Genomic DNA, 25551 nt, shown 5'->3' on the forward strand with positions numbered 1-25551 from the left:
GCAGGGGGCCGTTTACACGGGAGGCAGCACGGGCTTGGCAAGGGAGGGCGTCTCGGCGTTGGCAATGACGTGCGTCTCGACGCCTTTGGCTTCGCAGACGAGCACGCCGGCCTCGTTCACGAAGGCCACGTCGCACACGCACCGGTCGCGGCTGCTCCGTAGGTGGCTGCGCAGGATCGCCCGGAGCGTTCCGGGCGCCGCGCCCGTTTGGTGCAGGCTGAGTTCGTCGAGCCCCGTCGGCAAGGACACCCCCCCGAGGGTTTCGTGCGTGAAGACCAGGGCCAGCTGCAAAGCGGCGTCCACGAGTCCTGGATCGGTATGCCAGGGGCCGCTCTGCGACCATCCCAGCGCCGCCACGCCTTCCGTGCGCGCGGTCAAGCCCAAAGGGCCATGGGCGTCGAGGGCGCGCAGCATCTGGAAGCTTTGGCCGTGAAAGAGGGGCGGTTCGCCGTAAAGCGGGCGAATCGCGGGTGCGAGTCCTTCGGAAGGCAAGGGCGCCACGCCGGGACCTGGCGGGCGCTCGCGCAGCTCACAGGTCGCGGTGTAAAGCGGCGCCCCTTCGGCCGAGACCAGTTCGAGGGCAAGCCGCTCCGTGGGGCTGGGCTCGCCTTCGGACAAGGGGCGGACCCGCACCCGCACCCGTTCGCCCCGCCCCTCGTCGAAGCCGAAAAGGCGCACCCCGCGGAGCACCTTCACGTGGCGCAGGGCCGCGAGCGTGAGCTCCGGATGCACGCGCGCGGCGGCACGCGCGAACCACTCGAGCACCCAGGCCACGGGCACCACGGGCACACCCTTGATGCGATGGCCATCGAGCTCGGGGTGGGTGTCGCGGGACAGCCACAGCTCGGCCTCGAAGGGACGGGCGCTCGGGCCGGCCAGGCTGTGCTGCGCGTGCGCGCCAGGCAGCGCCGGGCCGCCGATCAGGATCTCCGCAGCGCCGGGGCCCCTGACGCAGCTCGTCCACGAAAGCGCGCGCCCCGCCCTCCACCGGGACGAGCGCCACACCCAGGCGCGCGAAGCGGGCTTTGAGGCCCTCGTCCACCATGCCGCCTTCCCAGGGACCCCAGCCGAGGGCGCGCACCACGCAGGTGGGGCGTTCGTGGCGCAGGCGTCCCGCCACCTTGTTGAGCACCTCGTTCGCCATCGCGTAGTCGCTTTGCCCAAGATTCCCCGAACGGGCCGCCACCGAGGAAAACAAGAACACGAAGCGCAGGGGATCTTCGGCCGTAGCTGCCATGACGGAGGCCAGGCCCTTCACCTTCGTGGACACGACCCGTTCGTATTGTTCATCGGTTTTTTCGGCGATGAGCTTGTCGGCCAGCACGCCCGCCCCGTGAATCACGCCGGTGACGGGGCCAAAGCGGCTCCTGTGATCGGCCAGCACGGCCGCCAGCGCTTCGGCCTGGGTGGCATCGACCGCCGCGTAGGCCACCTCGCTGCCGAGGGCGCGGATCGCCTCCAAGGTTGCGCGCACCTCGCGCCCGGCGCGCACGGCATCGGCCCGGCGCCCGAGCGCGGCGGGGCTCATCGCTTCGCCGCGCGCACGCGCTTCGTCGAGCAACGCGCGCTTGAGGGCGGCGTCGGTCAGCGCCCCCGCACAGCAAGCTGGCTCTGCTTCGAGGGGGGTGCGTCCCAGCAGCAAAAAGCGGCCCCGACCGGCCCGGGCCAGTTCGAGCACACATGCGGCTGTCACGCCGCGGGCGCCCCCGGTGGCCACCACGAAATCGAGCGCGCCGTCGATTGCTGCAGCCGTGGGCCCTGGCGCCTCGGCCCGAGCGTTCAGCGTGACCCGCAAGCGCTCGCCGTTGGCACGCAGGCCCACTTCGGGTTCGGGCGCGCCGAAGAGCAACTCGTGCGCCAACGCTGCGGCGAGGGCCTCGGGGCTGCGCCCCTCCCGCGCAAGGTCGATGGCGCGTACCGTGCATGCCGGCCACTCCACGGCGGCCGTACGGGCGAGGGCTGCGGCGCTGGCGATCCAGGCGCGCGGCGAACCCGAAAGGCCGAAATCACCGCCGGTATCCTGGACGGTGACGAAGGTGCCCCCGCGGGCCGAAAAGCGCGGAGCCACGGCGCGCGCCACGCGGAAAAGATCGTGGTTGAGCGCAGCGGCGTGCGCGAGGGCCTCGGCGCTGGGAACGCCCTCTTCCGGCAGGGCAAGCGCGCGGAGCCCCTGAAGGCAGATCACGGCCTCGGCGTCGTCAGGGACGTCGTGACCTTCGATCACCTTCGCCTGTACGCCGTGGGCGCGAAGGCACGCCGCCAGCGCGTGGGCCACGCTTGCGGAATGGCCGGGCGCATCCTGGGTGATCACGACGAGGCTGGCGCTGCGCAGCCCTGGCGTGGCGAAGCCCAGCGCCGGCGCGGGGCTCACCTGCACCTCGGCCCGGGAAAGCACGACCTTGGGCGCCGCTACTTCGGCGCTGCGCCTAAAGGGCGCGCGGCAGCCTCCCCGGCGCCGTTCGTATGAGGCTTTCCGTTGCTGTGCCCCTCTTGGCCGCCCTCCGGGGCGCCAAGGCCGCTTTCCTGGGCGAGGAACGTCACGATCTCTCGCAGTGTGCGCATGGCACCCATGCGGGCCGTGTTCACTTCGGGCAGACCCGGCGCCTGCTCCATCACCGCGGAGAGGATCTCGACCCGCTTGATCGAGTCGACCCCAAGGTCGGATTCGAGATCCATGTCGAGGCCCAACATGTCCTCGGGGTAACCCGTGCGCGAGGCAACCACGTTCAACATCAACGCCTGCAGGGCCTCCAGGGTCAGCCCGCCCCCGTTCGAGCCCTTGCCGTTTGTCGGGCGTGGCCGCGGGCGCTGCGGGTGCCAGGGCCACCCCTGGCGCAGGGGCTGGGGCCGCGGGCGGCGGAAAGGGCGGCGTCGCGACGGGCGCGGGCGGTGCTGCGAGGGAAGGTGCCGTGGGCATCCACGCCGGCGCGGGAGCCGCGTAGGGCGCCGGCGAGGGCGCGAAGGCGGGCATCGGTGCCGGGAAGGCGGGCGTCGGCGAGGGCGCGAAGGCGGGCATCGGTGCCGCGTAGACGGGCACCGGCGGGGGGGCGAAGGCCGGCACGGGGGGCGCGAAGGCCGGCGCGGGCAGGGGCAGGGGTGAGTGCCCTGGGGCCCCCATCGCGTGCGAGAGCCCGAGCAGCGTCGACTCGGCCGCCCGCAAAAAGGCCGTATGCGACTCGGCCATCGCCCGTTGAAATGCGGCATGCGCCTCGGCCGTTTGGCGTTGGCTTTCCGCGATGGCCATGAGCCACGCGTACTGCACCGAGGCCTCGACCGCGGGCGCCGGGGCCGGCGCGGCCGCGAGGGGTGCAGGCGGGGCAGGTTGCGAAACGGGAGCGGGTTCGTTGGGCTTCGGCAAAGCGGTTGTTCCTCCGGGCGGCGGGTAGGGCTTTCCATACCCCGCGCCATTGACCTTCAGGGTCAAGGCAGGTTTCGGTTTCAATCGGGGATCGGTGGGGACGGCAAAGGGCGCCCAGAGGCGGGCGAAGTCCATGGGCACACCCGCCACCGCCAACGCCCCCACTCCTTGCAGGAAGGCGGGCACACCTGGGCGTCCCTTGCGGTCGAGGGCCAGCGCCCGGTGAGGGCGCCCTTCCAGAATTTGGCTCACCAGCGTGGTGAGCACGTGGCCTGGTCCCACCTCCAGGAACGTGCTCACCCCCGACAGGGCCATGGCTTCGATCTGGTCGACGAAGCGCACGGGCTTTGCGAGCTGCTCGGCCAGCAAGCGTCGCATGTCGGCCGCATCGTGGGGATACGGGGCCGCCGTGGTGTTGGCGAACACGGGCACGCGGGGGGCCGAGAACGGCACCGCTTCCAAAAACGCGGCGAAAGGCTGGCTGGCGCCCCCGACGATCGGCGAATGGAAAGCGGTGGCCACCTCGAGACGTGTGGTCGAAAGCCCCTGGCCTTGCAAGCGCCGTGAGGCCGCTTCGATCGCCTCCACGGGGCCGGAAAGCACCACCTGGCGCGGGCCGTTGTGGTTGGCAAGGACCAGAACTTCTGCCAGGCCAAGCTCCCCGAGCTGGCGCTCGACCTCGTCGCGCGGGGCCGCCACGGACAGCATCGCCCCTTGGGTGTGCTGAGCCTGTTCGGCCATCAGCTGCCCTCGCTGCCGGGCAATGCCGAGGAACGCGGCTTCGTCGAACACGCCCGCGGCATAAAGGGCGGTGACCTCACCGAAGCTGTGCCCTGCCACGCAGGTGGGCCGCACCCCCAGCGTGTCGAGCAGCGCGAGATGCGCGAGGCTCGTGGCGCCAATCGCAGGCTGCGCCCAGGCGGTATCGGTCAGAGTCTTCTTTTGCTGCTCGGTCTGCGCGTCGTCGAACGCGGCGGGAGGAAACACCACCCGCGCGAGCGCGCCCGCGCCGCGTGCGACATGCGCCACACGATCCCAGGCGGCCTGCGCGGGCGCAAAGCCCATGGCCACCGCGGCACCCATGTGAAGGTACTGGCTGCCCTGACCGGGGAACAAAAATGCCACGTGCGGGCTGGCAGGTGCTACCGAGAACACCACGCCGGTGGGCGTTTGCCCCTCCCGTTCCGCTTGCGCCAGCCGGGCTGCCTGTTCCAGCTTGTCCCGCAGGTCACCGTGATTTTGGGCCACGAGGGCCAAGCGTGCCTGCGCGTGAGGATCGAAACGAAGCTGGCTCTCGTGAGCCAAAAACGCCAACAAGCCCTCGCCAGTGGGATCTCCGAAGGCCTCGACCTCTCGCGCAAGCGACGTGCAGGCGTTGGCGACGTCGGCGGAGGTTGCGCCGCCCACCAGCACCAGGTGCCCACCTTCGGGCCAAAGCCGCGCCGGCGTGAGGCCCTCACCTTCGTACGCCTCGAGGGCCACGTGAAAGTTCGAGCCCCCAAAGCCGAAGGAACTCACCGAAGCCCGGCGTGGGTGCTCTCCGCGAATCCAGGGGCGAGGCAGGGTGTTGAGGTAAAAGGGGCTGGCTTCAATCTTCAGTTTGGGATCGGGACGCTTCACCTTGATGGTGGGGGGCAAGATCTTGTGGTGAAGCGCCATGACGGCCTTGAACAGACCCGCCGCACCCGCGGCCGCCTTCGTGTGTCCCACCTGCGACTTGACGGAACCGAGCGCACACCAATTGCGATCGGTGCGACCGCTTTCGTCGAACACCTGGCGCAGCCCTTCGAACTCGGCGGCGTCGCCGGCCTTGGTGCCGGTGCCGTGGGCTTCCATCAGCTCGACGGTCTCGGGGCCGTAGCCGGCTTGATCGTAGGCCCTGCGCAGCGCCACGGCCTGGCCCTCGGGCACGGGTGCGTAGACGCTCTTGGCGCGCCCATCGGACGAGCTGCCCACCCCTTTGACGAGAGCATAGATGCGATCGCCGTCGCGCTCGGCGTCGGCCAGGCGCTTGAGCGCCACCATACCGATGCCCTCGCCGAGCAGGGTGCCATCCGCTGCGTCGGAAAACGGCCGGCAGTCTCCCGTGGGCGACAGGGCGGGCGTTTTGCTGAAGCAGAGGTACATGAAGATGTCGTTCATGGTGTCGGCGCCACCCGTGATCACCAGATCGCTTTGGCCGAGCCGTAGCTCTGCCACCGCCATGGCCAACGCGGAAAAACTGCTGGCGCAGGCCGCATCGGTGATGCAGTTGGTGCCACCGAGATCCAACCGGTTGGCGATGCGCCCCGCCACCACGTTGCCCAGCACGCCCGGGAAGGTGCTCTCCTTCCACTCGACGTAGTGCGAGGCAATGCGGTCACAGGCCTCTTGCACTTCAGATTCGGGCAAGCCCATCTCGCGCAGGGCCTTCACCCACACCGGCTTTTGCAGCCGGCTCACCATGCTGCCCAGAAGCTCTTGAGACGACGTCACGCCCAGGATGACGCTCGTGCGCTTCCGATCGATGCGCGCGAACTGTCCCCCGCAGGCGTCCTCGAGGACCTGCTGGGCCACGATCAGGGCCAAGAGCTGCGTGGTGTCCGTGGTGGGAACGATCGTGGGTGGCACGCCCCAGGCCACGGGGTCGAAGTCCACGTCGGGCAAAAAGGCGCCCCGTTTGGCGTAGGTTTTGTCCCGGGCCTGCGGGTCGGGGTCGTAGTAGTCGTCGATGAGCCAGTGCGTGGCCGGCACATCGGTGACCAGATCGCGTCCCGCCAAGATGTCCCGCCAGAAGCCCTCCTTGCCCAGCGAACCGGGGAAGAGCGCCGAGACGCCCACCACCGCGATCGGCGCCTCTGAAAGGGGGGGCGCTACGGGGTGTTGGTCCCTCGGGGGGACGCTTGCGGGCTTGGGCAACTCGGACAGGGGGAGAGCTCCTTGAGAACGCGGCAGTATAGAGGCTGAACCGCGCTGCGACACCCCCGGAAGGGCGCGATTGTGGATGGTTCGCGGCGACATGTCGCGGCGCGTCCTCTTGGTGGGCTCAACGGCAGGGGGGACTTGGCGTTCGGCGCAGCGTTTTTCGTGGGCGCTGCGTTTCGGCTCACGTGATGTGCGCACCCTGGGTTTCCAGGTACACAGCGTAGATCGAGGCGCTGGCGGCAATGAACAGGCGGTTGCGGCGAGGCCCTCCGAAGCACAAGTTGCCCGCCGTCTCGGGTAAGCGAATGAGGCCTATGCGTTCTCCGTTGGGCGCGAACACGTGAACCCCGTCGTAGCCATCGCCCACCCAGCCCGTGCTGGCGTAAATGTTGCCGTCCACGTCGGCGCGAATGCCATCGGCGAAGGCGCCTTTGCCCTTGTACATCATCGAGGCGAAGGCGCGCCCCTTGGCCAGCTTCTTGGTGTCCATGATGTCCCACACCTTGATGTGCTTGGGAGTGGAAGGCACGTGAGTGGCGCCCGAGTCCGCGACGTAGAGCTTCTGGTAATCGGGGGAGAAGCACAGACCGTTGGGCTTCACGATCTCGTCGGTGACTTTGTGGAGGGTGCCATCCTGCGCATCGATGCGGTACACCGCTTCTTTGAGCTCGAGCGCCCCTTTGTAACCCTCGTAGTTCATCAGGCTGCCATAGCCCGGATCCGTGAACCAAACGTCTCCGTTCGGGTGCACGACGAGGTCGTTGGGCGCGTTCAAGCGCTTGCCCTGAAAGCTCGAGGCCAACACGCTCTTGCTGCCATCGTGTTCGTAGCGCACGACGCTGCGCGAGCCGTGTTCGCAGCTGAGCTGCCGGCCCTGAAAGTCGAAGGTGTTGCCGTTGCTGTAGCCCGCGTCGCGACGAAACACCGAGGTGTGCCCGTCTTCGGCGAGCCAGCGATGTTGCCGGTTGTTCGGGATGTCGCTCCATATCAGGTACTGACCAACGGCGTTCCAGGCCGTACCTTCGGCGAACAACATGCCGTGGCTCACCCTCTCGATGGGGGCGTTGCCCAACTTGTACTTCGCGAAGCGTGGATCCAGCACCACCACGTCAGGTTCGGGGTAGCGCACCGGCGGCGCATCGGGGCCGAAGGTGCGGGCGTGGGCGGCTGACGAATGTGCGAGAGGCCAGGCGAAGGCTGCAAGCACCGTCCGCCGCGGACATGAGGAAGATCCCGAGCAATCGGACATGGCGAGGCATGGTACATCGGCGTGCACGCTGGCTGGCGCCAAAATGAAGCGGACGCCAGGTGCGCGTGGGGTCAGCATCACCACGTTCGCCCACCCCGCCTTACAACGGTCCCTCAGGCTCTCGCGGCGCAATATGTTGCCAGTCACGGAGCGCGGACCTAATCTTGCGCGTGTGGCATGGGTTCGACAGCACCCGGACTTGGTTTCGCGGCAGGTAGGTGGCGAGACCATCGTGGTGCCCTTGCGACGGCACGTGGCCGACCTCGAAGCGATCTACGTGCTCAACGAGACGGCCGCCGACTTGTGGCAGTGGTTACCGCAGGCGGCCTCGCTCGATGATCTCGTGGCGCGCCTGCTAGCCACTTACGACGTCACCGAAGCCGAGGCCCGCGCGGATGTGGAGAGCCTGCTCGCGCAGTGGAAAACTGAGGGACTGGTCGAAGACAGCCCTGGTTAGTGCCGAAGGTACCGACGTTGTCGTCCATCAGTGAAGCAAGAAAGAAGGTCTCGATCGAGACATGCCGTGGGTTGCTGCACCAGCTGGTCGAGCGGTGCGAGTCCATCATGCCGACTCCGAAAACCCCGTGGGGGAAACGTCGATTCATCGCGTTCGATGGAACGCGGGTTGTGTTGCCGCGCAGCGCGGATACAGCGAGGAAGATGGCGCGGCCGAAGCGGCCGAATGGGACGTCGGTGCACAATCCACAAGGGTTGGTGGTGATGGCTGCGGATGTGTTTCGCCGTCTTCCGTTGGATTGGTCCCTGACCGGAAAAGGCATCGGCGAGAGGACGTCCATGCAGAAGCTGGTTCACCGATTGCCGTTCAAGGCAGGCGACGTGGCCGTCATGGACAGAGGGTTTCCGAGTCGCCACCTGTTCTCAGCCTTGATTGAACATGGCGTTGACATCATTGCGAGAATGAGCGCATCGAAGGCGACGGCGTGGAAAGAGCTCAAGCCATTCTTGTCTTCAAACAAGAAGACCGCGAAAGTGACACTGACGCTTCCGGGGGCGAGAGGGAACATTGAGCTTCAGGTGCGCGTCGTCGAGCGCGACGCAAAGCCAGGCCGCCCGAGGAAAGGCACGAAGAACGAAAGGATGGTCATCGTGTCCACCTTGAGCGGAAAGGACGGATTCGATCGCAAAGACATCATCAAGCTCTACGCCTCTCGATGGGGAATCGAATCTCTCTTCAAGGAAATGAAGAGCTTCATGCAGACCGAGGACTTCCACAGCAAGAGCGTCCAAGGATGTGAACAGGAACTCATTTCCGCGATGATCTGGATAGCCCTGGCATCGTTCCTTCAAGCAGAAGCGGAGCGTACCCTTGATGGCCGACGCGTCGTTCGCGCAGACTGCCTACGAGCGGCCGGTGATCTGCTCTCTGCGATGCTTTCAGGAAAATCCATCCATGAACAGATGGACGATGACATCGCCGCCCTTCGAATGTTCGCGTACGCCCCACAACAAGACAGGCACTATCCGAGGGAGTGCAAACGTCCCTTCGGTCGCACCATCCAAAGGGGTGGTGCTTAAGTGAACAGCATTGTGGTTAGTGCGATCCCCGATCCGGAGCCAAGCCCATGACCTTTCCCGTCAACGAGATCAGCTACACGGCCTTCACGGGCGCGGTCCGCAACGCGGCTCTTTCTGCGCGCCGTCCGCTCAGCGCCGCCGTCGAGCTGACCCACCGCTGCCCGCTGGCGTGCCGCCACTGCTACAACAACCTTCCCCAGAACGATCCGGCCTCGCGGCAAGAGCTTTCCGTAGCCGAACACCATCGCTTCGTCGACGAGCTCGTGGCGGCCGGCAGTCTGTGGATGCTCTACACGGGAGGCGAGATCTTCGCGCGAAAAGACTTCTTCCCGATCTACGAATACGCCCACGACCGCGGCATGCTCGTGACGCTGTTCACGAACGGCGTTTTGGTGAACGAGTCCGTGGTGCAGCGCTTGTCCGCGCGGCGTCCTTTCTCGATCGAGGTCACCCTCTACGGTGCCAGCAACGCCACCTACGAGCGCATGACGGGCCTGCGCGACGGGTTCGACCGCTGTCTGCGCGCCCTCGAGGCCCTCAAGGCCGCGGGCTTGCCTCTCAAGCTCAAGACCGTTCCCACCACCCACAACCTGGAAGACCTGCCGCGCATGCGCGAGGTGGCCGATCGCCTGGGTGTCGCGTTCAAGTTCGACGCGCTCGTGAACCCCCGCACGGACTGCTCCTCGAGCCCCTTGCGGGTGCGGCTCACCGCCGACGAGATCGTCGCCCTGGACCTCCAGGACACACGGCGCGTGGACGCGTGGCGGGCGCTTCACCTCAGCCATGGTGTTCCGAGCGCCCAAGCCGACCTTCAGTACCATTGCGGTGCGGGGATCACGTCCTTTGCGCTCGATCCCTACGGGCGCATCTCGATGTGCGTGTTGTCGGCGCGCGAGTTTTACGATTGGCGGAGCGGGAGCCTGTCCGAGGCCTGGAACGGCTTTTTGCGGCAGGTGCGCGCGCGTCCGATCACGCGCCCCACGAAATGCAACCACTGCGCTCTGAAATCCATGTGCGGCATGTGCCCCGCCAACGCCGAGATGCATTCGGGGGGCGATCCCGAGGAGCCGGTCGAGTTTCTGTGCGAGGTGGCGCACCTGCGGGCCGCCACGCTCGGCCTCGAGGTCCCCGCGCACGGCGCCTGCGCGCACTGCGCGCCCGACGCCCGCCAGGCGCTCGAGGCGCGGGGCCAGAAACTGGCGGCCCCTCGCGAGCCCAGCCCACGTCCGCGAAGCTTGCCCCTGGTTGCAGAGGGCGCCGGCGCTTGCGGCTCGGGCTGTGGCTGCGGTTGAGCTTTGGTAGACAACCCGAACGACGAGTGACACATGCCGAACGAAAATGACTCCCCACCCGCGGGCAAGCGGCCCTACAGCAAACCGCAGCTCTCCAAGGTGCCGCTGCGGCCCGAGGAGGCCGTGCTCGGCGCCTGCAAGAGCTTCGGGCTCGGAGGCCCCGCCTCCGAAGACTGCATGATCACCATGTGCAGCTCGATCGGCTCCTGACGGGCGCGTGCCATGGCCTTTGCGGGGGTGTACACGATCGGCGGGCACACCCTGGCGTTCGCAAGCGCGGACCCCATCACCTGGCCTGCGGCCTTCGCCCCGTTTGCGTCGCACGCCGCCCCCGACCTGACGGTCGACATTGCCCGGGCGATCCCCCCCGTGCCCCTGGGCCCCCCGGCGTTCGCGAGCGGAGGGCTCTGGGAGGTGCGTGAAGCCGGCAGCCGCCGGGAGTGGGTGTTCTACAGCCCCCGCGTGCCAGGGGCCCCCTTTGCCGCCCTGTCGCTCGATCGCGAGCAGGCGCAAGCGGCGCTGCGTGTGCACCCCGAGGCCTTTCCCGCCACCCGCCCTCTCGCGGGGCTCGACTACCCCATGCTCGAGCTCTTGTGGCAAACGAGCCTCGCCGATGCGGGCGCCGTGTCCCTCCATGCGGCCGCGGCAACCACGGCGACGGGGGAGGGCGTGCTTTTCGTGGCGCCCTCGGGCGGGGGCAAAACCACGCTGAGTGGGCTGTGCGCGCGCTCGGGCCAGCTCCAGGTGCTGAGCGACGAACGCACCGTCCTCACCCGATCTAAGGACGGATCATTCTGGATTCATGGCACGCCCTGGCACGGTGAGGGGCGGCATGTGTTCCCGGGCCCCACACGGCTCGCGCGCGTGTACTTTCTCGGCAAGGCAGCGCAGAACCGGGGAACGCCCGTGCCTGCGTCCGAGGCGCTCTCTCGGTTGCTTGTCGCAACCTTTCTCAGCTACCACAGCCGTTCCGTGACCACCACGCTGCTCGAGACCCTGGCGGCGGTCGTCGCGCGGACGCCCATGAACCAACTCGACTTCGTGCCTGACCCATCGGTCGTGACGTGGCTGCTGCGCCAGCACGATCGGTCAAGCTCCGCGCCTTAGCAAAAGTCAAGCCGATCGGCGAAAGCGCCGATGCCCAGGGAGGGCGACACATGCCTGCCTTCCGGTGTCTTTTGAGCGCCTGGGTCGTCGTGCTCTGCAGCGTGAGCGCGCCCATCGAAGTCCGCGCCGATTTCGGCTACCGGATGAGCCTGACGCTCGACCGCACGCGCGTGGGGGAAAGTGGCACCGAAAACACCACGCTCGCCAACTTCCCCATGTTGGTGTCGGTGCAGCTGCCGGAGCTGCGGACCCAGGCGAACGGCGGCCACGTGGTGAGTGCAGAGGGCCACGACATCGTCTTTCGTGCCCTGGATACGACGACCTGTGGAGGCGACGCCGTGTGCACCCTGGATCACGAGCTCGAGAGCTACGAGCCCGCGACCGGCCGCCTGGTGGCCTGGGTGAGGGTGCCCTCGGTGAACACCAACTTGGCGGGCACCGACACGGTGGTTTACCTCTACTACGGCAACAGCGAGATCACGAGCAGCACGCAACGGCCGCAAGCCGTGTGGGGAAGCGCCTATGAGGCTGTTTGGCACATGAGCCAAGATCCTTCCGGAACAGCCCCGCAGATCTTGGACAGCACGTCGAATGGCCGCCATGGCACGAGCGTGGGAAGCATGACCTCTGGAGATCTCGTGGCCTGCCAAGTGCAGCAGTGTCTCGATTTCGATGACGTCAACGACTACATCGACACGGGCGACTACATGAGCGGGCTTTCCGCGTTGAGCGTCGAGGCCTGGGTGTACCGGGTCGGCAGCGGTGATGACCGCGTGATCTCGAAGGCCTCCAGTGTCTTTCCCGACAGCAACTACATCTTCTCGCTCGGCGTGACGGACACGGGTCGCCTGCGGGGGAGGTTGGCCACCGGCGGCGCCAGTGCAGCGACCTTCACGGGCGTCACCACGATGTCACAGAACACCTGGTACCACGTGGCCATGTCCTGGGACGGGACCGATCTCAGCCTATTCCTGAACGGCGAACGCGAGGTGACGGGGGACAAGTCAGGCACGCTCAGCTCCAACACGCAGCCCGTGGTCATCGGAAACAACGACGCCGTGCCGAACGCCCGTTATTGGGGCGGCTTGCTCGACGAGGTTCGGCTGGGAAACGTGGGCAAGAGCGGCGATTACCTCAAGACGTCGTACAACAACCAAAGCAGCCCCTCGACCTTTCACGCCGTGGGTGCGGAGGAAGACGCGCCTCAGTTCGCCGTGGGTTTTGCGTGGGCCCGCGCCTACCGCGAGGGGGCAGGCACCCGCGTCGCGTGGCAGGTCGCCCACGAGACCGACAACCTCGGTTTTGCGGTGTGGAAAAAACGGACCCGCGGATGGGTGAGGTTGGGCAAGGACCTCATCGCCAGCCATTCGCTCCGGTCCTCGCGGACGGTGGGATACGCCGCCACCGACTATGAGTTCGTGGACGACGGGCCGGTCTCCCTGCGAGCCCCGTACGCCATCGAGGCCGTGGACGCGCGCGGTCGCTCCTCGTGGCACGGTCCCGTGCCCGTGTCGGACGCCCCCGCGTCGGTGCGGGCGGAGCCAGGCCGGGCGCCCACGCCCACGCTGAGTCAGCTCCGCGGGGTGTGGTCTGCTTTTCCGCCCCGGCGTCGGCGGGCCCCGGTGGGCGGGGCACCCACGGTGCTCGCGCAGGCCGGACCGCCCCACGCGCTTGCCGTATCGATCGAAGACACGGGCGTCCATCGCCTCTCGGGGGCGGCGTTGCTGGCGCAGGGGCTGCCTGTTGGAACCCCGCTCGAGGCGTTCGCGCTGGCCTACCGGGGGGCGCCCGTGCCCCTGCTCTTGGAGGACGACGGTGATGGGCTGCTTTCGTCGCGTGACGCGCTTTTGTTCTGGGGAGAACACAGGCCCACGCTGTGGAGCGCGCAGACGGTTTTTGCGCTGACCTGGCGCGTGGGCGGGGCCCGGGTCAAAACGCGCCTTGCGCCCGCACCCGAGGGCGCACAACCCGTGGAAGAGGGCTCGAGTGTGTGGGCGCACGCGCCGAAGTCGCTTTATCTCGCGGCCCTCAACAACGGCCCCCGCGACAACTTCGTGGGTCCCTTGATCGGCACGAACGGCGTGGTCGTGCCGCTCACCCTTCCGGATCGCGTTGCCGAGCGCCCAAGCCACATCCGCATCGAGCTTCAAGGGGTCTCCTTGGTCCCACACGATGTCGAGCTGCGCGCCGACGACGAGGTGGTAGGCACCACGCTCTTCGAGGGGCGGAGCGTGGCCGTGGCCGAGCTCTCGTTGCCTGCGCAGGCCACGCTGTCTCTTCGCACCCGCGGGGGGCCGGCTGACATGGTGGCGATCTCGTCGGTGAGGGTCACGTACGCCCGCGCCGCGCGGCCCACGCCTGGCGGAACCGTGCTCGAGGTCCCTTCAGGGTCTGCGGTGGCGCTCGCGGCAGGGGGCAAAGCCGCACGGCTGTGGCTGCTCACGAACGACGAGGTCACCGAACTGCGCGCGCCCGCATCGGGGAGCGTCGTCCTGCCGGGGCAGGGGGTGCACGAGGTCGTGCTGTGGGAGGGGCCGGTGCCTCACGAGCCCGCGCTCGGCGTTCCGGCGCCCTACCGCGCGGATACGCAAACGGAGCTGCTCATCATCGCGCCCGCCGCGTTTCACGAGACGCTGGGCCCGTACGTGGCCTTGCGGGAAGCGCAGGGCTTGCGCGTCGCTTTGACCACGCCGCAGGCGATCTACGACGCCTACGCGAGTGGGCACAAGGATCCCGAAGCGATCCGGGCCGCCCTCGAGGCCACGTTCCTCGCACGAGAGTGGGGCTTCGTGTTGCTGGTGGGTGATGGCCACTTCGATCCACTCGATCACCTGGGGAAGGGCCTGCCCGACCTGATTCCCGTCCCCACGCGCAACGCGCGCGGGCTCGAGACTGCCTACGACGATTATTACGCCGACTTCGACGGCGACGGGCGGCCCAACGTGGCGCTCGGCCGGCTGCCGGTCCAGGACGTCGAGCAGCTCGCCGTGGTGCTGGAGACGCTGCGACGTTTCGAGGCCACGGACACCAACGCTTGGACCGACGAAACGCTCATGCTCACGGGCGACGACGAGCAGATCGACCTCGGCGCGCTCGGTGAAGGTTTCAAGACGGCGATGGGCACGGCGAATGAGCACATCTCTTTCGCCGGCGATCCGGTACTGGCGCGGGGCTCTTTGCTCGAGGCTCTTTCCCGGCCCGCTCGTCTCATCACCTACTTCGGGCACGGCTCGGTCGAGACCTGGGGCCGGCAAAACCTATTTTCATCGAAGGAAGCAGCGACCCTCGTCCGCGAAACGGGACCTCCCTCAGTCTTTGCGCTGCTGACCTGCCTGAACGGCTTCTTCCACGATCTGTTTTCGCGGAGCCTCGCAGAGTCACTGCTGACCGCGCCTCATGGTCCCGCGGTGGCCGTGTGGGCGTCTACCGGGATGACGGACCCCGTCGTTCAGCAACGCCTGAGCGAGGCGCTGGCGCGCCAGGTGAACCGCAGCCAGGCCCGTCGCCTGGGGGATGCGATTCGCGCTGCGCGCGCGGAGCTACCCGTCTCGGATACCTCCCTCAGCTTCACGCTGCTCGGGGATCCCAGTTTGCTCTTGCCCTGGGTTCCTGCGGGGGCTGAGGCGCCCGCTCCGTCCCCCGAACCCCCGCACCTGCCACCTCTGACCGAGCTGCCTCCGGTCCCGGCATCGCCTCCGCCGGCAACGGACCTCCCGGCATCGCCCCCGCCCGCGGCCGATCCGCCGTTCGGGGGCTGCTCCTCGGCCGGAGGCGGTCCTGGCTCGCCCCTGTGGCTACTCGTGGTGTCGTGGCTCTGGCGTGCGCGCCGGCGGCCCTCGTGAGGAGGCCCTCAGCGCATGCCGAACCCGTCATCGACGAAACCGCGTTCCCAGGTCTCCCCGTTCGTCGAGGTCGTGTCGGACCTGCTCGGCCGCGGCATCGCGGTGCGCTTTCGCGCGTACGGATGGTCCATGGGTTCTGCCATTCCCAACGGCAGCGTCGTGTGGGTCGAGCCTTGCTCGCCCCGGCTCCTGCGGACCGGCGAGGTCTACCTCTTCATGACGGAAGGGCGGCTCCTGCTCCACCGCTTGGTGGCCCGCACGACGGAGGGTGAGGTACCGGGTTTCGTTACGAAGGGCGACGCTCTGCCTTGTGTCGATGGGCCTTTGCCCGAAAGCAGCTTGCTCGGCAGGCTCCAGTGTGTCGAGCGCCCCCTGTGGCTTCCACGGGCTCTCGTGCTCTTGCATGCCTGGGCGCGCCTGCGGCTTGCGGTCGCTCGCGTGGCACCGAATGCCCTGGCTTCATAGATCGCGCAGCCGGGCTTCGGCCTGAGGCGCGAAGACGCTCTGCGGATGGTTTGCCAGGAACATCCGCAACGCGGTGGCCTCCGCCCCTTTGTTCCTGAGCTTCCGGTACGCCTGCGCAAGCCCCCAGCGCGCCTCCTCGGTCAAGGGGCCCCGCGGCTGACGCGCAAGCGCCTGGCGGAAGAGCGCGGTGGCGCGGCGGGCATCGCCCAACTTGTCGAGGTAGAGCGCTCCCGACGCCACCAAGGCCGCGTACGCCTCGGGCGCGCGCGGTCCGGCAGCGATGGCCTTGCCGTAGGTCCGGGCCGCCAGCTTCCAGTGCCCCTGGCTGCGCAAGTGGTTGGCGCGGGCCAGCAGATCGGCCGTCGTGGAAGCGCGTCGCTCGCGTACCGGCTCTTCTGGGCCCGAAGCGGGCGACTCGGGCGGGGGCGGTTGCTCGGGTACGGTGACGTGCGAGCTCACGAAGCGCGGGGGCGAGGCGGGAGGCGCGGCGGAAGGGCGAAGCAGCAAGGCGGCCGAGACCCCCGAGACCCCAAGGAACAGCACCAGCCCTGCGGCCATCTGCCACAGCCTGAATCCCGAAGCCTTCCTGCGGGCTTCATGAGCCCGTAGCGTGCTTGCGACCAGGGCCTTCGTTGCTTGCGCCGAGATCCGCGGCGCCGGGCCTGCACCATCGTCCAGCTCGGGAAGCAGACGGGGCGCGGGGGTATCCGTTGGCTCGAAAAGATGAGTCACGGGGTCTCCTCGGTGCGCGACGCCTCGCCCGGGGCAAGGTTGTGCGCGCGCAGGTTTTGGCGGGCGAGGCGCAAGCGGCTGCGCACCGTTTCGGCGGGGATCTTGAGCTGGGCCGCCATCTCGGGAACGGTGAGGTCGAGCACGTGGTGCAAAACCAAAACGTGGCGCTGCTCGGGTGAGAGGCGGTCGAGCGCGGCCACGGCCTGGCGGCGGCTCAAGTACTCGTCCGGGTGGGGATTGCTTGCGACGAGCTCGGCCCCGTCGAAAGGCTCTGTGCCTTGCACGCGGGAAGGCTCTTTCCGGAGGCGTTTCAGGTTGCGGAACACGGCGCGCACGGCGACACGGTCGACCCAGCCCTCGAAGCTGCCTTCGCCCCGGTAACTGGCAAGGCCGTCGAGGACCACCAGCAAAGCTTCCTGTGTGAGGTCGTCGACATCGGAGTCTCGCCATACCAAATACCGCACCAGGTTGCGCACCCGGGGCACGAGTTTGGTCAGCAACGCCTCGAGGGCGGCCGCCTCCCCGGCCACGGCCCGCGGCAGGAGGGATTCGAGGGTGGTGCTCACGACGTTCCGCTGCCTATCCCGCCCCCACAGGGCGGGCACAAGTTGCAGGGCGTGAGTGAGGGGCAGCATCCGGTTTCGTCATGAAGAGACCGTCGGACGGCAAACCGGGTCAACGCCCCTCGGGAAAAACCATCTCGACCCCGATCGCCACGGACGGCTGAACCCGAGACAGCTCCCAGATCGCCCGAAAGGTCGTGCCCGAACGCAAGCCGACGAAGAATGCGTCTTGGACGAAGTCAACGCTCCCGGCAGCCCAGCCGTAGAGCCAGCGCGACGCGACCTGGTAGCGCACCCGCGTGCCCAAACCGGCGAAAAGATGGGAGTAACTGGGCGATTCTCCCTGGCGTGGGCCCGATAGGGCCTCGACCCGGCTCAAAAGCCAACCCAGGCGCGCTTCCAGGGACAGCGCAAGGGGGCCCCGCACGAAGGGCTCGTAGCCACCGAAGGCTCCCAGCTGCCGGCTGCCTATGGCGCCCCGCGCCTCGGGCAGACGGATCGAGACCTCTTTCCGTTCGATCCACGACCCGCCGACCACCAGGCGCCCCCGGCGGCCGCCGAGGCGCAGCTCCAGGCCATGGCTGGGCTCCGTGGGCAGGCCATCCCATAGGCCCTGCCAGCCCAGGCTGGCACTCACCTGCCACGGCGGGGCGGCAGGGGGCGGAAGCGGGGGCGGGGGGGCGGGCGGAGGCTCCGGCGGAGGCGCAGGGGCCGGCGGCGGGGGCGGTGGAAGGGGTTCGCCGATGGGTGTGCCCCGCAGAGCCGCCACGATTGCGCTGCGCGCAATGAGCGAGCCCGCCTCCAGCTCGGCGGTGCCGGGAGGAGCCGTGGCCTTGGCGCTCTTCACCACCTCTCGTTCCAGGAGGCGCCCAGGCGCGGGCTCCCGGAGCAGCGCCAGGAGCGCGCCCTCCCGCCACCACACCACCACCTGGGCTTCGTGCTGGATGGCCAAACCTTCGGCAGCCGCCACCGCGTCGTCACGTGAGCGGGCAGGCGTCGTCTCGGTGAGCTCGTCCTCCACGAGCCTCAGCCGCAGGTCGCTGGTTTGTCCCTTGAGCCGTGCCCTGAAGCCCTCACAAGGCGCAGCTGCGGTGCACAGAAACAGCACCCGCAGCTTGGGCGGGCTCTCGGCGGCCGCCGTTCCCTCCGTGTTGGCGACCCCGAGCCCCCAAGACAGGGTGGCGGCGACGAGGGCTTGGGCCCGTCCACGCCAGGTTGAGGTCTTCCGCAGCACGAGCCGTCATTATAAGCGCGTCGCCTCCTGGTCCGCGACCTGCTCGCGTGTCCCACCTGCGGCGTTCATCTCCAGCCCTCGCAGTTCGAGCTGCTCACCCGCGCGGGTCTCGACCGGCACCTTGAGCAGAATCTGGTCCCCCGCTTCGATCCACAGCTCGTGCGCGCCCGAAGGCAAGCGCGCGAGAGAAAACGTTTGCTGGCCGGCCTGGACCACCACGCGGGCCAGGCAGAACGGGGTGTCCTGCATGGGGTCTAGCGGGCGGCAGATCGAGGCCAGAAGCTCCGAGGGCGCCGGACCGCGCAAGCTTGCCAGGATGCTGGCCTCTCGAGGCAAGACCAGCTCCACGTCGCTTTGGCCGGGCTCGAGCAGGACATGGCGATCCGCGTGGCCTGGGGCCACGGCGTACACCTGAATCCAGCCCGATGGCACGCCGTGCATGCGGAACTGCCCGGCGGCATCCGTGCGTGCCGTCTCCGCGGCCGGTGCCGTGCTGCCCACGAGGGCACCCGCCACGGGCAAGCCCTCGTCCGACACTACGCGGCCCCTGAGGGAGCGCAGAGGCGCCCCATCGGCGCCCCGTGTGGGGGGCGAGGGGGGCTGGGTCACGGGCGTGGGGGCTTCCTCGTGCGCGCCCGACGTTTCGACGGCGGGCGCCACCTTCGGGGGAGGCGCGGGAAGGAGCCGCCACGCAAGGAGCACCAGAGCCGCCGTGGCGAGCGTCGCGCCGGCCACGCGGCGCTTGACGTTCTTCATCGGCCGAAGATCTGGCCCCAGCGCCACTGGGAAAGACCGATGCCCACGCGCTTGTAGCTCGTGTTCAGCATGTTCATGTTGTGGCCGGAGCTATTCTTCCAGCCGGTCGTCACCTGGGCGGCCGTGCGCTGGTTGTAGGCGATGTTCTCTCCGAACGCCGATGCGCCGCAGGCCTGCGCCCGATCCGTGAACTTCGACACCGAGCTTTCGGGGGCGCCGTGATCGAAGAACGAGTGTTGCGCCATGTGCTGGCAGTGCCCTTGGATCGCTTGCTCGAGTTTCGTGTCGTAGGCCAGGGCCGAGCGGCCGTTCGCCATGCGGTGGGCGTTGAGCAGAGCAAACGCCTCGTCGATCATCGTTTTGTCCGTGGCGTTGGGCGTGCAACACACCGGAATCACGCCGCCTGGCTCGTTCCCGGTGGCATTGGGCTTGGTGACTGAACAGGCGGCGGTCTGCGCGGGAGGGCTTCCTCCCGTGCCGCCCATGGGTGGGGGCATCGAGGTGCCCCCGCTTCCGCCTGAAGCGCTTCCCCCGCGGCCTCCCGCGCCGGGGCCCCCGCTTCCGCCCTTGCCCGTGGCGCCGCCGGCGCCGGGGGGGCCTCCCGGAGCGCCCCCCTTACTGGATCCTCCCATGCCCGCGGTGCCGCCGGGGTTGGGACTTCCGCCTGTGCCCCCGCTGCCCTGGCCTCCGGTCGAAGGCCCCGGGTTGTCGACGCTGCCTGCCTGGCCTCCCTGGCTCCCCGAGCCGCCTCGTCCTCCGCTCCCGGGCGCGGGGGGCGCGTTGCCCCCTTGTCCGCTCCCGCCCATCCCGCCCATCCCGCCCATCCCGCCTGGCTCGTCGCTCGAGGCCTCACCGCCGTCATCCCCATCGGAGCAGCCAAGCGCGGGCACGGCGGCTGCGAGAAACAGGGGCAGAACGCCGCGCGCGAAAGCACGCAGCGGGCGGGCACGTAGGCTGGAAAAGAAGGCGCTGGGCCTGCCACAGCGCCGGTGAACAGCTTCGAGCCGAGGGGTCATGGGAGGACGGAGGCCGCGCTCGCGCCTGCCGGGTCACGAGGAAAGTGAGGGGCCGCACGGTCGCCTGACATTCGTCAGGGTATGCCAAGCAGCAGCAGTTGTGCGATGAGGATCTTGCCGATCATCGCCACGGGATAGACCACGGCGTAGGCCACGTAGGTGGCGTCGGAGCGCCCCGACAATTCGTACGCCGCTGCCAACGTGGCGGGCTGGGTCTGCAGGCCACTGCAGGTGCCGAGCGCCCCGGTCAGCGTGCCGCCGGCCAGGCGCGGCAGGACCCTCAGCACGAGCAGGGTGGGGATCAGCGTGACCAGGGCCCCCAGGGCCACCATGCCCAGCCCCTCGCGCCCGGGCAGCTGCCGCAGTGAGGTGCCCGCGCTCACCCCCACGCCGGCCAGGAAGAGCAGAAGACCAAAGTCACGAAGGGCCACGGCGCTCTCGTAGGGCATGGTCCAAACGAAGGGGCCACTGCGGCCGAGGCGCCCGAGCACGAGCGCCACCACCAGCGGGCCTCCCGCGATGCCCAGCGTGATCGCGCCCGTAGGCGCGGGCAACGGAACGCGCCCGAGCACCAAGCCCAGCACGATGCCCAACGCCAGCGAGACGAAGTCCACCTCGGCGAGCGACTTCTCCGAATCGCCGAAGTAGGCACCGAGCGCCTTGAGCTGGCTCCGCGGCGCGACGACCCGCAAGCGGTCCCCGATCTCGAGGCGCATGTCTGCCGAGGGCAGAATGTCGAGGTCGGCGCGCCGCAGCCGGGTGATCTGGGCGTTGAAGCGGCGCTCGAGCTCGAGTTCGCGCACCGTCCGTCCTGCGAGCTCGCGGCGCGAGACCAGGATGCGGCGCATGTCCACGTCATCGCGCAGGCCCTCGAGCCGGCGGGCGCTGAGTTCACCGAAGCGGATCTGGGCCGCTGCGACCGCGGCTGCAGGGCCCACCACCGTGATGACATCGCCCAGCGTCAGCACGCTGAAGCGCGTGGGCACGCGCGTCTGCCCTTCGTGGCTGAGGCGCGAGATCATCACCCCCATCTCGTCGCGCACCCGCAGCTCTCCGATGGAGCGCCCCACGACGGCGGGGTTCGTGATGCGGAAGTTCGCCGTGACGAGCGCCGTGGGCGCATCGTCGCCCCGGTCTGCCGCCTCGGCCCGCAGCCGGTCCGCCTGCCGGCGGGCCGCGAGCCGAAACAAGAGCAGCGGACCCAGCACACCCAGCGGGTAGGTCAGCGAATACCCCACGGCGGGCTGGGTTGCGAAGGGTGTGCCCTGCAGGGTCTCCGTGGCGGCCGCCAGGGCGGGCGTGTTGGTGAGCGCGCCCGTGAAGATGCCCACCATGTACCCGGGCGCAATCCCCAGTCCCCGGGCGCCGAAAAAGGCCAAAGCCGCGCCCGCCAGCAGGGCCCCCAGCACGAGGGCGCTCGCCCGCTGGCCGCCCTGGCGCCAGGCGCGGAAGAACCCGGGACCGCTCGAAAGACCCACCAGGTAGACGAAGAGCACGAGCCCGATGTCGCGCAGGGTCGGCGCCAGGCGGAGCGGCTGTTCCGGCTCTGAAAGCCAAGCCCCGAAGCCGAGTCCCGCAAAGAGCACGCCCGCCACCCCCAGCTTCACACCCCGCACCGAAACGCGCCCCAGCGCCAAGCCGGCCAGCACCACCCCGAAGAGCAAAAACAGCTCGCTGCTGCGAAACGCTTCGCCGAGCAGGGACCGGATCTGGGGATCGTCGTTCAAGCTTGTGCCGGGAGCATAGCGAGGGCCTCGTTTCGGCGCGGCGAATTCTCGAGCGCTTTGCGCACGCGAATTCGTATCGGGCGGGTTTCCGAGGCCTGCGGCCTAGCCGAGGGGCCGGGGGCGGGGGGAAAAGGCGGCGGGGCTCACGACGAGACCCGCGCTGCGGAGCTGCTGCGCTCGTGTGACCGCGGCGGCTCCTTCCATCAGGTTCAGCGCGATCTGCGCCACCTGTCGGTTCTCGGGCGCTTCCAGGAATGATCCTGCCACCCAGGCGTTGAAGGCGCCCATCGCCGGTCCGCACCAGATCTGGTAATCGGCGCGGCGACCAGGCTCGCCCGTGATGGCCCAGCGGCTCGAGAGGCCCAAGTACCAGCGGAACACCAGGGCCATGCGATGCTTGGGGTCCTTGGCCGCGCGGTCGAGCTCGGCGGGGTTGCGCTGCCGGAAGAACGCCTGGACCTCTTGCCAGACCTCCTCGACCCCGCAGCCCAAGACCTCGCGTTCCAGCTTGAGCCGAACCTCCTGCGGCAGCGCTTCGAGGCTGTCATGGCTCCGGTAAAGCTCGTAGAGACGCAGGGCCCGCGGCCCGAAGAGGGTGCCGCGACGAAGCACCTGCACCTTCACCCCCATCTCGAACATATCGGCAGCGGGCGCCATGATGACGTCGGCCAAGCCCGCCTGTGCCAGAAGCGCTTTGCCCTCGGGCGACAGCCCCGCCTCGAGGGCGCCTTGGTTCACGGAGCCCGTCACCACGTAGGCCGCGCCCATGCCGAACGCCGCCGCCACGGCCTGTGCCGTGCCCAAGCCTCCCGCCGCACCCAACCGCAGGGGCTCGGCAAAGCCATGCTTTTGTGTGAGGCGGTCGCGCAACGACGCGATGACAGGGAAAAGCGAGCCCAGGGGCCGGTTGTCGGTATGCCCGCCCGAGTCGGACTCGACCGTGATGTCGGTCGCCACGGGCACGCTGCGCGCCAGCGCCGCCTCGTCGCGTGTGAGATGGCCCGCGCGCACCAGCGGCTCGAGCAGCGCCTCGGGGGCAGGGCTCATGAAGGCCTCGGCCACCTCGGGGCGAGAGATCTTCGCGAAGATGTGATGACGCCTCTGTACCCGTCCACTGGCGTCCTGGCGCAGACCCGTGGCCGCAAGACGCACCACCGCCGGGGTGAGGCTCATGAACGCGGACGCGCACACGCGCTTGACGCCGCGCTGGATGTAAAGTGTCGCCACGGCATTTTCCACGTCAGGCTCGGCGGGGCTGTGGATGAGGTTGGTGCCCCAGGGCAGGTCGTCCCCCAATGTGGCCTGAAGCTCCGTGATCGCCGCCTCGACCCGCGCGGGCGACAGCCCCGCCGCCCCAAAGAATCCCAGCATGCCGGCTCGGGCCATGGCCATCACCAGGGCGGGCGTCGCGATGCCGTTGGCCATCTCGCCCGCCACGTATGCGAAGCGCACGCCATGCGCCTCGCAGAAGGCGCGTTCACCCAGCCACTCCGGGTAGACCGCAGGCAAACGTCCCAGCACGGGATAGCGGGCGCCTGCCGCCTCGGCACGGCTCTCCCCCCCAAACGCCAGCCCCAGGGGGCCCGCGGCCCCGTCGCGCACGACGAACGCCGGCTCCCGAAAGCGCAACGACGCCGCGGCCAGGGCTTCGGGCGAGAAAGAGGGGAGTTCGGAGCCGGGCACGAAGCCGGCAACGGGGCTCAGGGGATCGAACACCGGCGCACGATAGCGCGGCAGACGAAACTCGCCCACCGCCACCGCACCGAAACGCTGCGCTCAGAGCCGAACGCGCTGGTTCTTCACGTCGCCACCGGCGGGTTCGCCCGTCGCATAGGCCTTCGCGGCGTCGAAGAGATAACGGAGTCCACGGGCGGCACCCATGTCCCAGTATTCCCCTTCGGTGGGGCTGACCCGAATGATGCACAACGTGGGGTCGCCCGCGCCCTGCGGAAACCAGGTCTGCCACGCGTCCGACCACAGCCGCTCGACCAGCTTGGGATCACCCACCACCTGTGCCAGTCCCGAGAGGGAAGCGAACTTCGTTTTGCTCTGGAAAGTGACCACCACGTGGCTGTCATCTCGCACCTCGCGCGTCTTGCCTGAATCGATGCGGGTGGCGAAGTACAGATCGTCGTTGCCGGCCTCGTGCTCCGCCATGCCGCCCGCGGCCAGGGCCATGGGGCGGGCCCGCAGACCAAAACCATCGAGTTCCGTGACCAACATCGCCGTGTCGAACGAACTCACCACCTCACGCAGCTCTTCCCGCGCGGAGGCTCCCTGATCTTCCCTCTGTATCGTCGTCATGCGCGCGATCGACAGCAAGGCGCGCGCCATCGCGGAAAGCGCGCGCGGCTCCAGGGTACGAGCGGCGCCGTCACGCGGCGGTAACTCAGGTTCACTCAGTCGTGGTCCACGAGCCCCAGCGCTTTCATGCGCCTCCACAAGGTGGCGCGGCTCCACCCCAGCATTTTTGCAGCGGCGGCGCGATGCCCCGCGGCCCGCTCGAGCGCGCGCTCGATGCGTTCGATTTCCCTTTCGTCGTTCGTCGACGCTGCGTGGGAGGCCACGGGTTCTGGGAGGTTGCGAAGGGGCAGGGCATCCGCATCGACGTCACGGCCGCCCAGCAATTCGGGGGGAAGCTCGGCGTCGAGCAACACGGGGCCTTCGCCCATCACGAACGCATACTCGATGGCGTTGCGCAGCTCGCGCACGTTGCCGGGCCAGTCGTGGGCCTGCAGGGCCGCGCGGGCCCCCGGGCTCATGCGTTCCACGTGACGGTCAGTCGTTTTGGCGTTTTGTTCCTCGACGAAACGCAAGGCCAGGAGGTCGATGTCTTCGGGCCGCGCCCGTAGCGGCGGAAGGAAGAGAGGTATCACACGCAGCCTGTACATGAGATCCGCGCGAAATCGACCCGCCTCGACCTCTTGCCGCAAGGACCGGTGCGTAGCCGCCACGATGCGCGTGTCCACGGTGACGGGGCTCGTGCCGCCCACGGGCAACACGCTGCGCGTCTCGAGGACCCGCAAGAGTTTTGCCTGAAGCTCGAGCGGCAGCTCCGCCACTTCATCGAGAAACAGCGTGCCTCCGTGCGCCGCGCGGACGTGGCCAGGCATATCGCGCACGGCCCCCGTGAAGGCGCCTCTCACGTGGCCGAAGAGCTCGCTTTCGAGCAAGGTGGGCGGCAGCGCGGCGCAGTTGAGCGCGAGAAACGGCCCTTTGCTGCGGCGAGAGGCCGCATGCACCGCCCCCGCGACCAACTCTTTACCCGTCCCTGTGTCGCCGCGCACGAGCACCGTGGCGTCGCTGCGCGCGGCCTTCGCGATGCGATGAAACAACTGCTTCATCAGCGGAGAGCGGGACCAAAGCCCGTGGAATGAAACGGCCCCGTGGGGCCCCTCGACCGCGCCTGGAAGCTCGTCGAGCAGCACGAGCCAGCCGTCGCGTCCCAGGGGAGACAGGGGCACCGTGCGCACGCGAATCTCGCGCAGCTGACCCCCGGGGCCCGGCCGGGGCACCATCGCCGTGACCGGACGCCCTGCCGCCAGCGCTTCGGCCACGGGCCGCTCTGCCGCTTGCCCGCAGAGCAGCTTCACGACGAAGGCCCCCGGGGGCAACTCACTGCCCAGAAGCCCAGCTGCCGCGGGGGTGGCGTCGACAATCTTCAGCTCACCGTCGAGCACCAAGGCGGCACCGGCCACGGTTTCCAGGGCACGCGCCACCGTGGAGCTGCGGGCGCGGGCAGGCCGGGGCGACGCGGGTTCGTTCATGGC

19 protein-coding genes are annotated in these 25551 nt (G+C 68.8%); 7 read left to right on the forward strand and 12 right to left on the reverse strand.

Going from position 1 to position 25551, the window contains the following annotated elements; genetic code table 11:
* Positions 1 to 12 precede the first annotated feature (12 nt).
* The 3 genes from KA712_07080 to KA712_07090 all read right to left on the reverse strand — a co-directional run bounded on the left by KA712_07080 (position 13) and on the right by KA712_07090 (position 7511).
* Positions 13 to 618, reverse strand: a complete 606-nt coding sequence (locus KA712_07080; protein ID MCG5052707.1) for a polyketide synthase dehydratase domain-containing protein — start codon at positions 616 to 618, stop codon at positions 13 to 15.
* Entirely contained in the window at positions 530 to 6256 is a 5727-nt protein-coding gene (locus tag KA712_07085) for an SDR family NAD(P)-dependent oxidoreductase (protein MCG5052708.1), read from the reverse strand. Before KA712_07085 ends, KA712_07080 begins: the two co-directional genes overlap by 89 nt.
* Positions 6257 to 6443: 187 nt before the next feature.
* Complete coding sequence (locus KA712_07090) at positions 6444 to 7511, reverse strand: SMP-30/gluconolactonase/LRE family protein (protein MCG5052709.1); 1068 nt, start codon at positions 7509 to 7511, stop codon at positions 6444 to 6446.
* A 172-nt stretch (positions 7512 to 7683) separates the two neighbouring features.
* Here KA712_07090 and KA712_07095 point away from each other — a divergent pair, with 172 nt between their 5' ends.
* The 7 genes from KA712_07095 to KA712_07125 are packed head-to-tail and all read left to right on the forward strand — an operon-like array spanning position 7684 to position 15753.
* Entirely contained in the window at positions 7684 to 7968 is a 285-nt protein-coding gene (locus tag KA712_07095) for a PqqD family protein (GenBank protein MCG5052710.1), read from the forward strand.
* A gap of 17 nt (positions 7969 to 7985) precedes the next feature.
* A complete protein-coding gene (locus tag KA712_07100; GenBank protein MCG5052711.1) occupies positions 7986 to 9047 on the forward strand; it encodes an IS4 family transposase in 1062 nt (353 codons plus the stop codon).
* 47 nt (positions 9048 to 9094) lie between these two features.
* Positions 9095 to 10339, forward strand: a complete 1245-nt coding sequence (locus KA712_07105) for a radical SAM protein (protein ID MCG5052712.1) — start codon at positions 9095 to 9097, stop codon at positions 10337 to 10339.
* A 33-nt stretch (positions 10340 to 10372) separates the two neighbouring features.
* Positions 10373 to 10549: a hypothetical protein gene (locus KA712_07110; protein MCG5052713.1), complete on the forward strand. Its 177-nt coding sequence runs from the start codon at positions 10373 to 10375 to the stop codon at positions 10547 to 10549.
* A gap of 12 nt (positions 10550 to 10561) precedes the next feature.
* Complete coding sequence (locus KA712_07115; protein ID MCG5052714.1) at positions 10562 to 11446, forward strand: hypothetical protein; 885 nt, start codon at positions 10562 to 10564, stop codon at positions 11444 to 11446.
* Positions 11447 to 11496: 50 nt separating this feature from the next.
* The gene (locus tag KA712_07120) at positions 11497 to 15288 is read left to right on the forward strand and encodes a hypothetical protein (GenBank protein ID MCG5052715.1); all 3792 of its coding nucleotides are present in this window, start codon (positions 11497 to 11499) and stop codon (positions 15286 to 15288) included.
* Between the two features lie 15 nt (positions 15289 to 15303).
* Positions 15304 to 15753, forward strand: a complete 450-nt coding sequence (locus KA712_07125) for a hypothetical protein (protein ID MCG5052716.1) — start codon at positions 15304 to 15306, stop codon at positions 15751 to 15753.
* On the opposite strand, the gene KA712_07130 is transcribed toward KA712_07125, so the two are convergent.
* From KA712_07130 to KA712_07170, 9 genes are all read right to left on the reverse strand, one after another.
* Positions 15748 to 16485, reverse strand: coding sequence for a tetratricopeptide repeat protein (locus KA712_07130; protein ID MCG5052717.1), 738 nt, complete (start codon positions 16483 to 16485; stop codon positions 15748 to 15750). The two genes, KA712_07125 and KA712_07130, sit on opposite strands and share 6 nt — an antisense overlap.
* Positions 16482 to 17120, reverse strand: coding sequence for a sigma-70 family RNA polymerase sigma factor (locus KA712_07135; protein MCG5052718.1), 639 nt, complete (start codon positions 17118 to 17120; stop codon positions 16482 to 16484). The genes KA712_07130 and KA712_07135 overlap by 4 nt, the downstream gene beginning before the upstream one ends.
* A 40-nt stretch (positions 17121 to 17160) precedes the next feature.
* Positions 17161 to 18282 carry a hypothetical protein gene (locus tag KA712_07140; protein ID MCG5052719.1) on the reverse strand — a complete coding sequence of 374 codons (1122 nt, stop codon included), beginning with the start codon at positions 18280 to 18282 and terminating at the stop codon, positions 17161 to 17163.
* A 9-nt stretch (positions 18283 to 18291) separates the two neighbouring features.
* Complete coding sequence (locus KA712_07145) at positions 18292 to 19038, reverse strand: carboxypeptidase-like regulatory domain-containing protein (GenBank protein MCG5052720.1); 747 nt, start codon at positions 19036 to 19038, stop codon at positions 18292 to 18294.
* Positions 19035 to 20054 (reverse strand): CAP domain-containing protein, encoded by a 1020-nt coding sequence (locus KA712_07150; GenBank protein MCG5052721.1) that lies wholly within the window; start codon positions 20052 to 20054, stop codon positions 19035 to 19037. The genes KA712_07145 and KA712_07150 overlap by 4 nt, the downstream gene beginning before the upstream one ends.
* A 74-nt stretch (positions 20055 to 20128) precedes the next feature.
* Positions 20129 to 21781: a transporter gene (locus KA712_07155; protein MCG5052722.1), complete on the reverse strand. Its 1653-nt coding sequence runs from the start codon at positions 21779 to 21781 to the stop codon at positions 20129 to 20131.
* A 102-nt stretch (positions 21782 to 21883) separates the two neighbouring features.
* Entirely contained in the window at positions 21884 to 23425 is a 1542-nt protein-coding gene (locus KA712_07160) for a PfaD family polyunsaturated fatty acid/polyketide biosynthesis protein (protein ID MCG5052723.1), read from the reverse strand.
* Between the two features lie 132 nt (positions 23426 to 23557).
* Positions 23558 to 24085, reverse strand: coding sequence for a pyridoxamine 5'-phosphate oxidase family protein (locus KA712_07165; GenBank protein ID MCG5052724.1), 528 nt, complete (start codon positions 24083 to 24085; stop codon positions 23558 to 23560).
* Positions 24086 to 24180: 95 nt separating this feature from the next.
* Positions 24181 to 25548, reverse strand: a complete 1368-nt coding sequence (locus KA712_07170) for a sigma 54-interacting transcriptional regulator (GenBank protein MCG5052725.1) — start codon at positions 25546 to 25548, stop codon at positions 24181 to 24183.
* Positions 25549 to 25551: the final 3 nt, after the last annotated feature.

This window comes from Myxococcales bacterium (assembly GCA_022184915.1).
Taxonomy (GTDB): Bacteria; Myxococcota_A; Polyangia; order Fen-1088; family Fen-1088; genus JAGTJU01.

Coding starts and splice junctions, on each gene's coding strand:
- KA712_07135 (MCG5052718.1), bottom strand. CDS start 17,120: ATGCTGCCCCTCACTCACGCCCTGCAACTTGTGCCCGCCCTGTGGGGG.
- KA712_07110 (MCG5052713.1), top strand. CDS start 10,373: ATGCCGAACGAAAATGACTCCCCACCCGCGGGCAAGCGGCCCTACAGC.
- KA712_07170 (MCG5052725.1), bottom strand. CDS start 25,548: ATGAACGAACCCGCGTCGCCCCGGCCTGCCCGCGCCCGCAGCTCCACG.
- KA712_07145 (MCG5052720.1), bottom strand. CDS start 19,038: ATGAAGAACGTCAAGCGCCGCGTGGCCGGCGCGACGCTCGCCACGGCG.
- KA712_07150 (MCG5052721.1), bottom strand. CDS start 20,054: ATGACCCCTCGGCTCGAAGCTGTTCACCGGCGCTGTGGCAGGCCCAGC.
- KA712_07115 (MCG5052714.1), top strand. CDS start 10,562: ATGGCCTTTGCGGGGGTGTACACGATCGGCGGGCACACCCTGGCGTTC.
- KA712_07125 (MCG5052716.1), top strand. CDS start 15,304: ATGCCGAACCCGTCATCGACGAAACCGCGTTCCCAGGTCTCCCCGTTC.
- KA712_07105 (MCG5052712.1), top strand. CDS start 9,095: ATGACCTTTCCCGTCAACGAGATCAGCTACACGGCCTTCACGGGCGCG.
- KA712_07090 (MCG5052709.1), bottom strand. CDS start 7,511: ATGTCCGATTGCTCGGGATCTTCCTCATGTCCGCGGCGGACGGTGCTT.
- KA712_07120 (MCG5052715.1), top strand. CDS start 11,497: ATGCCTGCCTTCCGGTGTCTTTTGAGCGCCTGGGTCGTCGTGCTCTGC.
- KA712_07165 (MCG5052724.1), bottom strand. CDS start 24,085: ATGACGACGATACAGAGGGAAGATCAGGGAGCCTCCGCGCGGGAAGAG.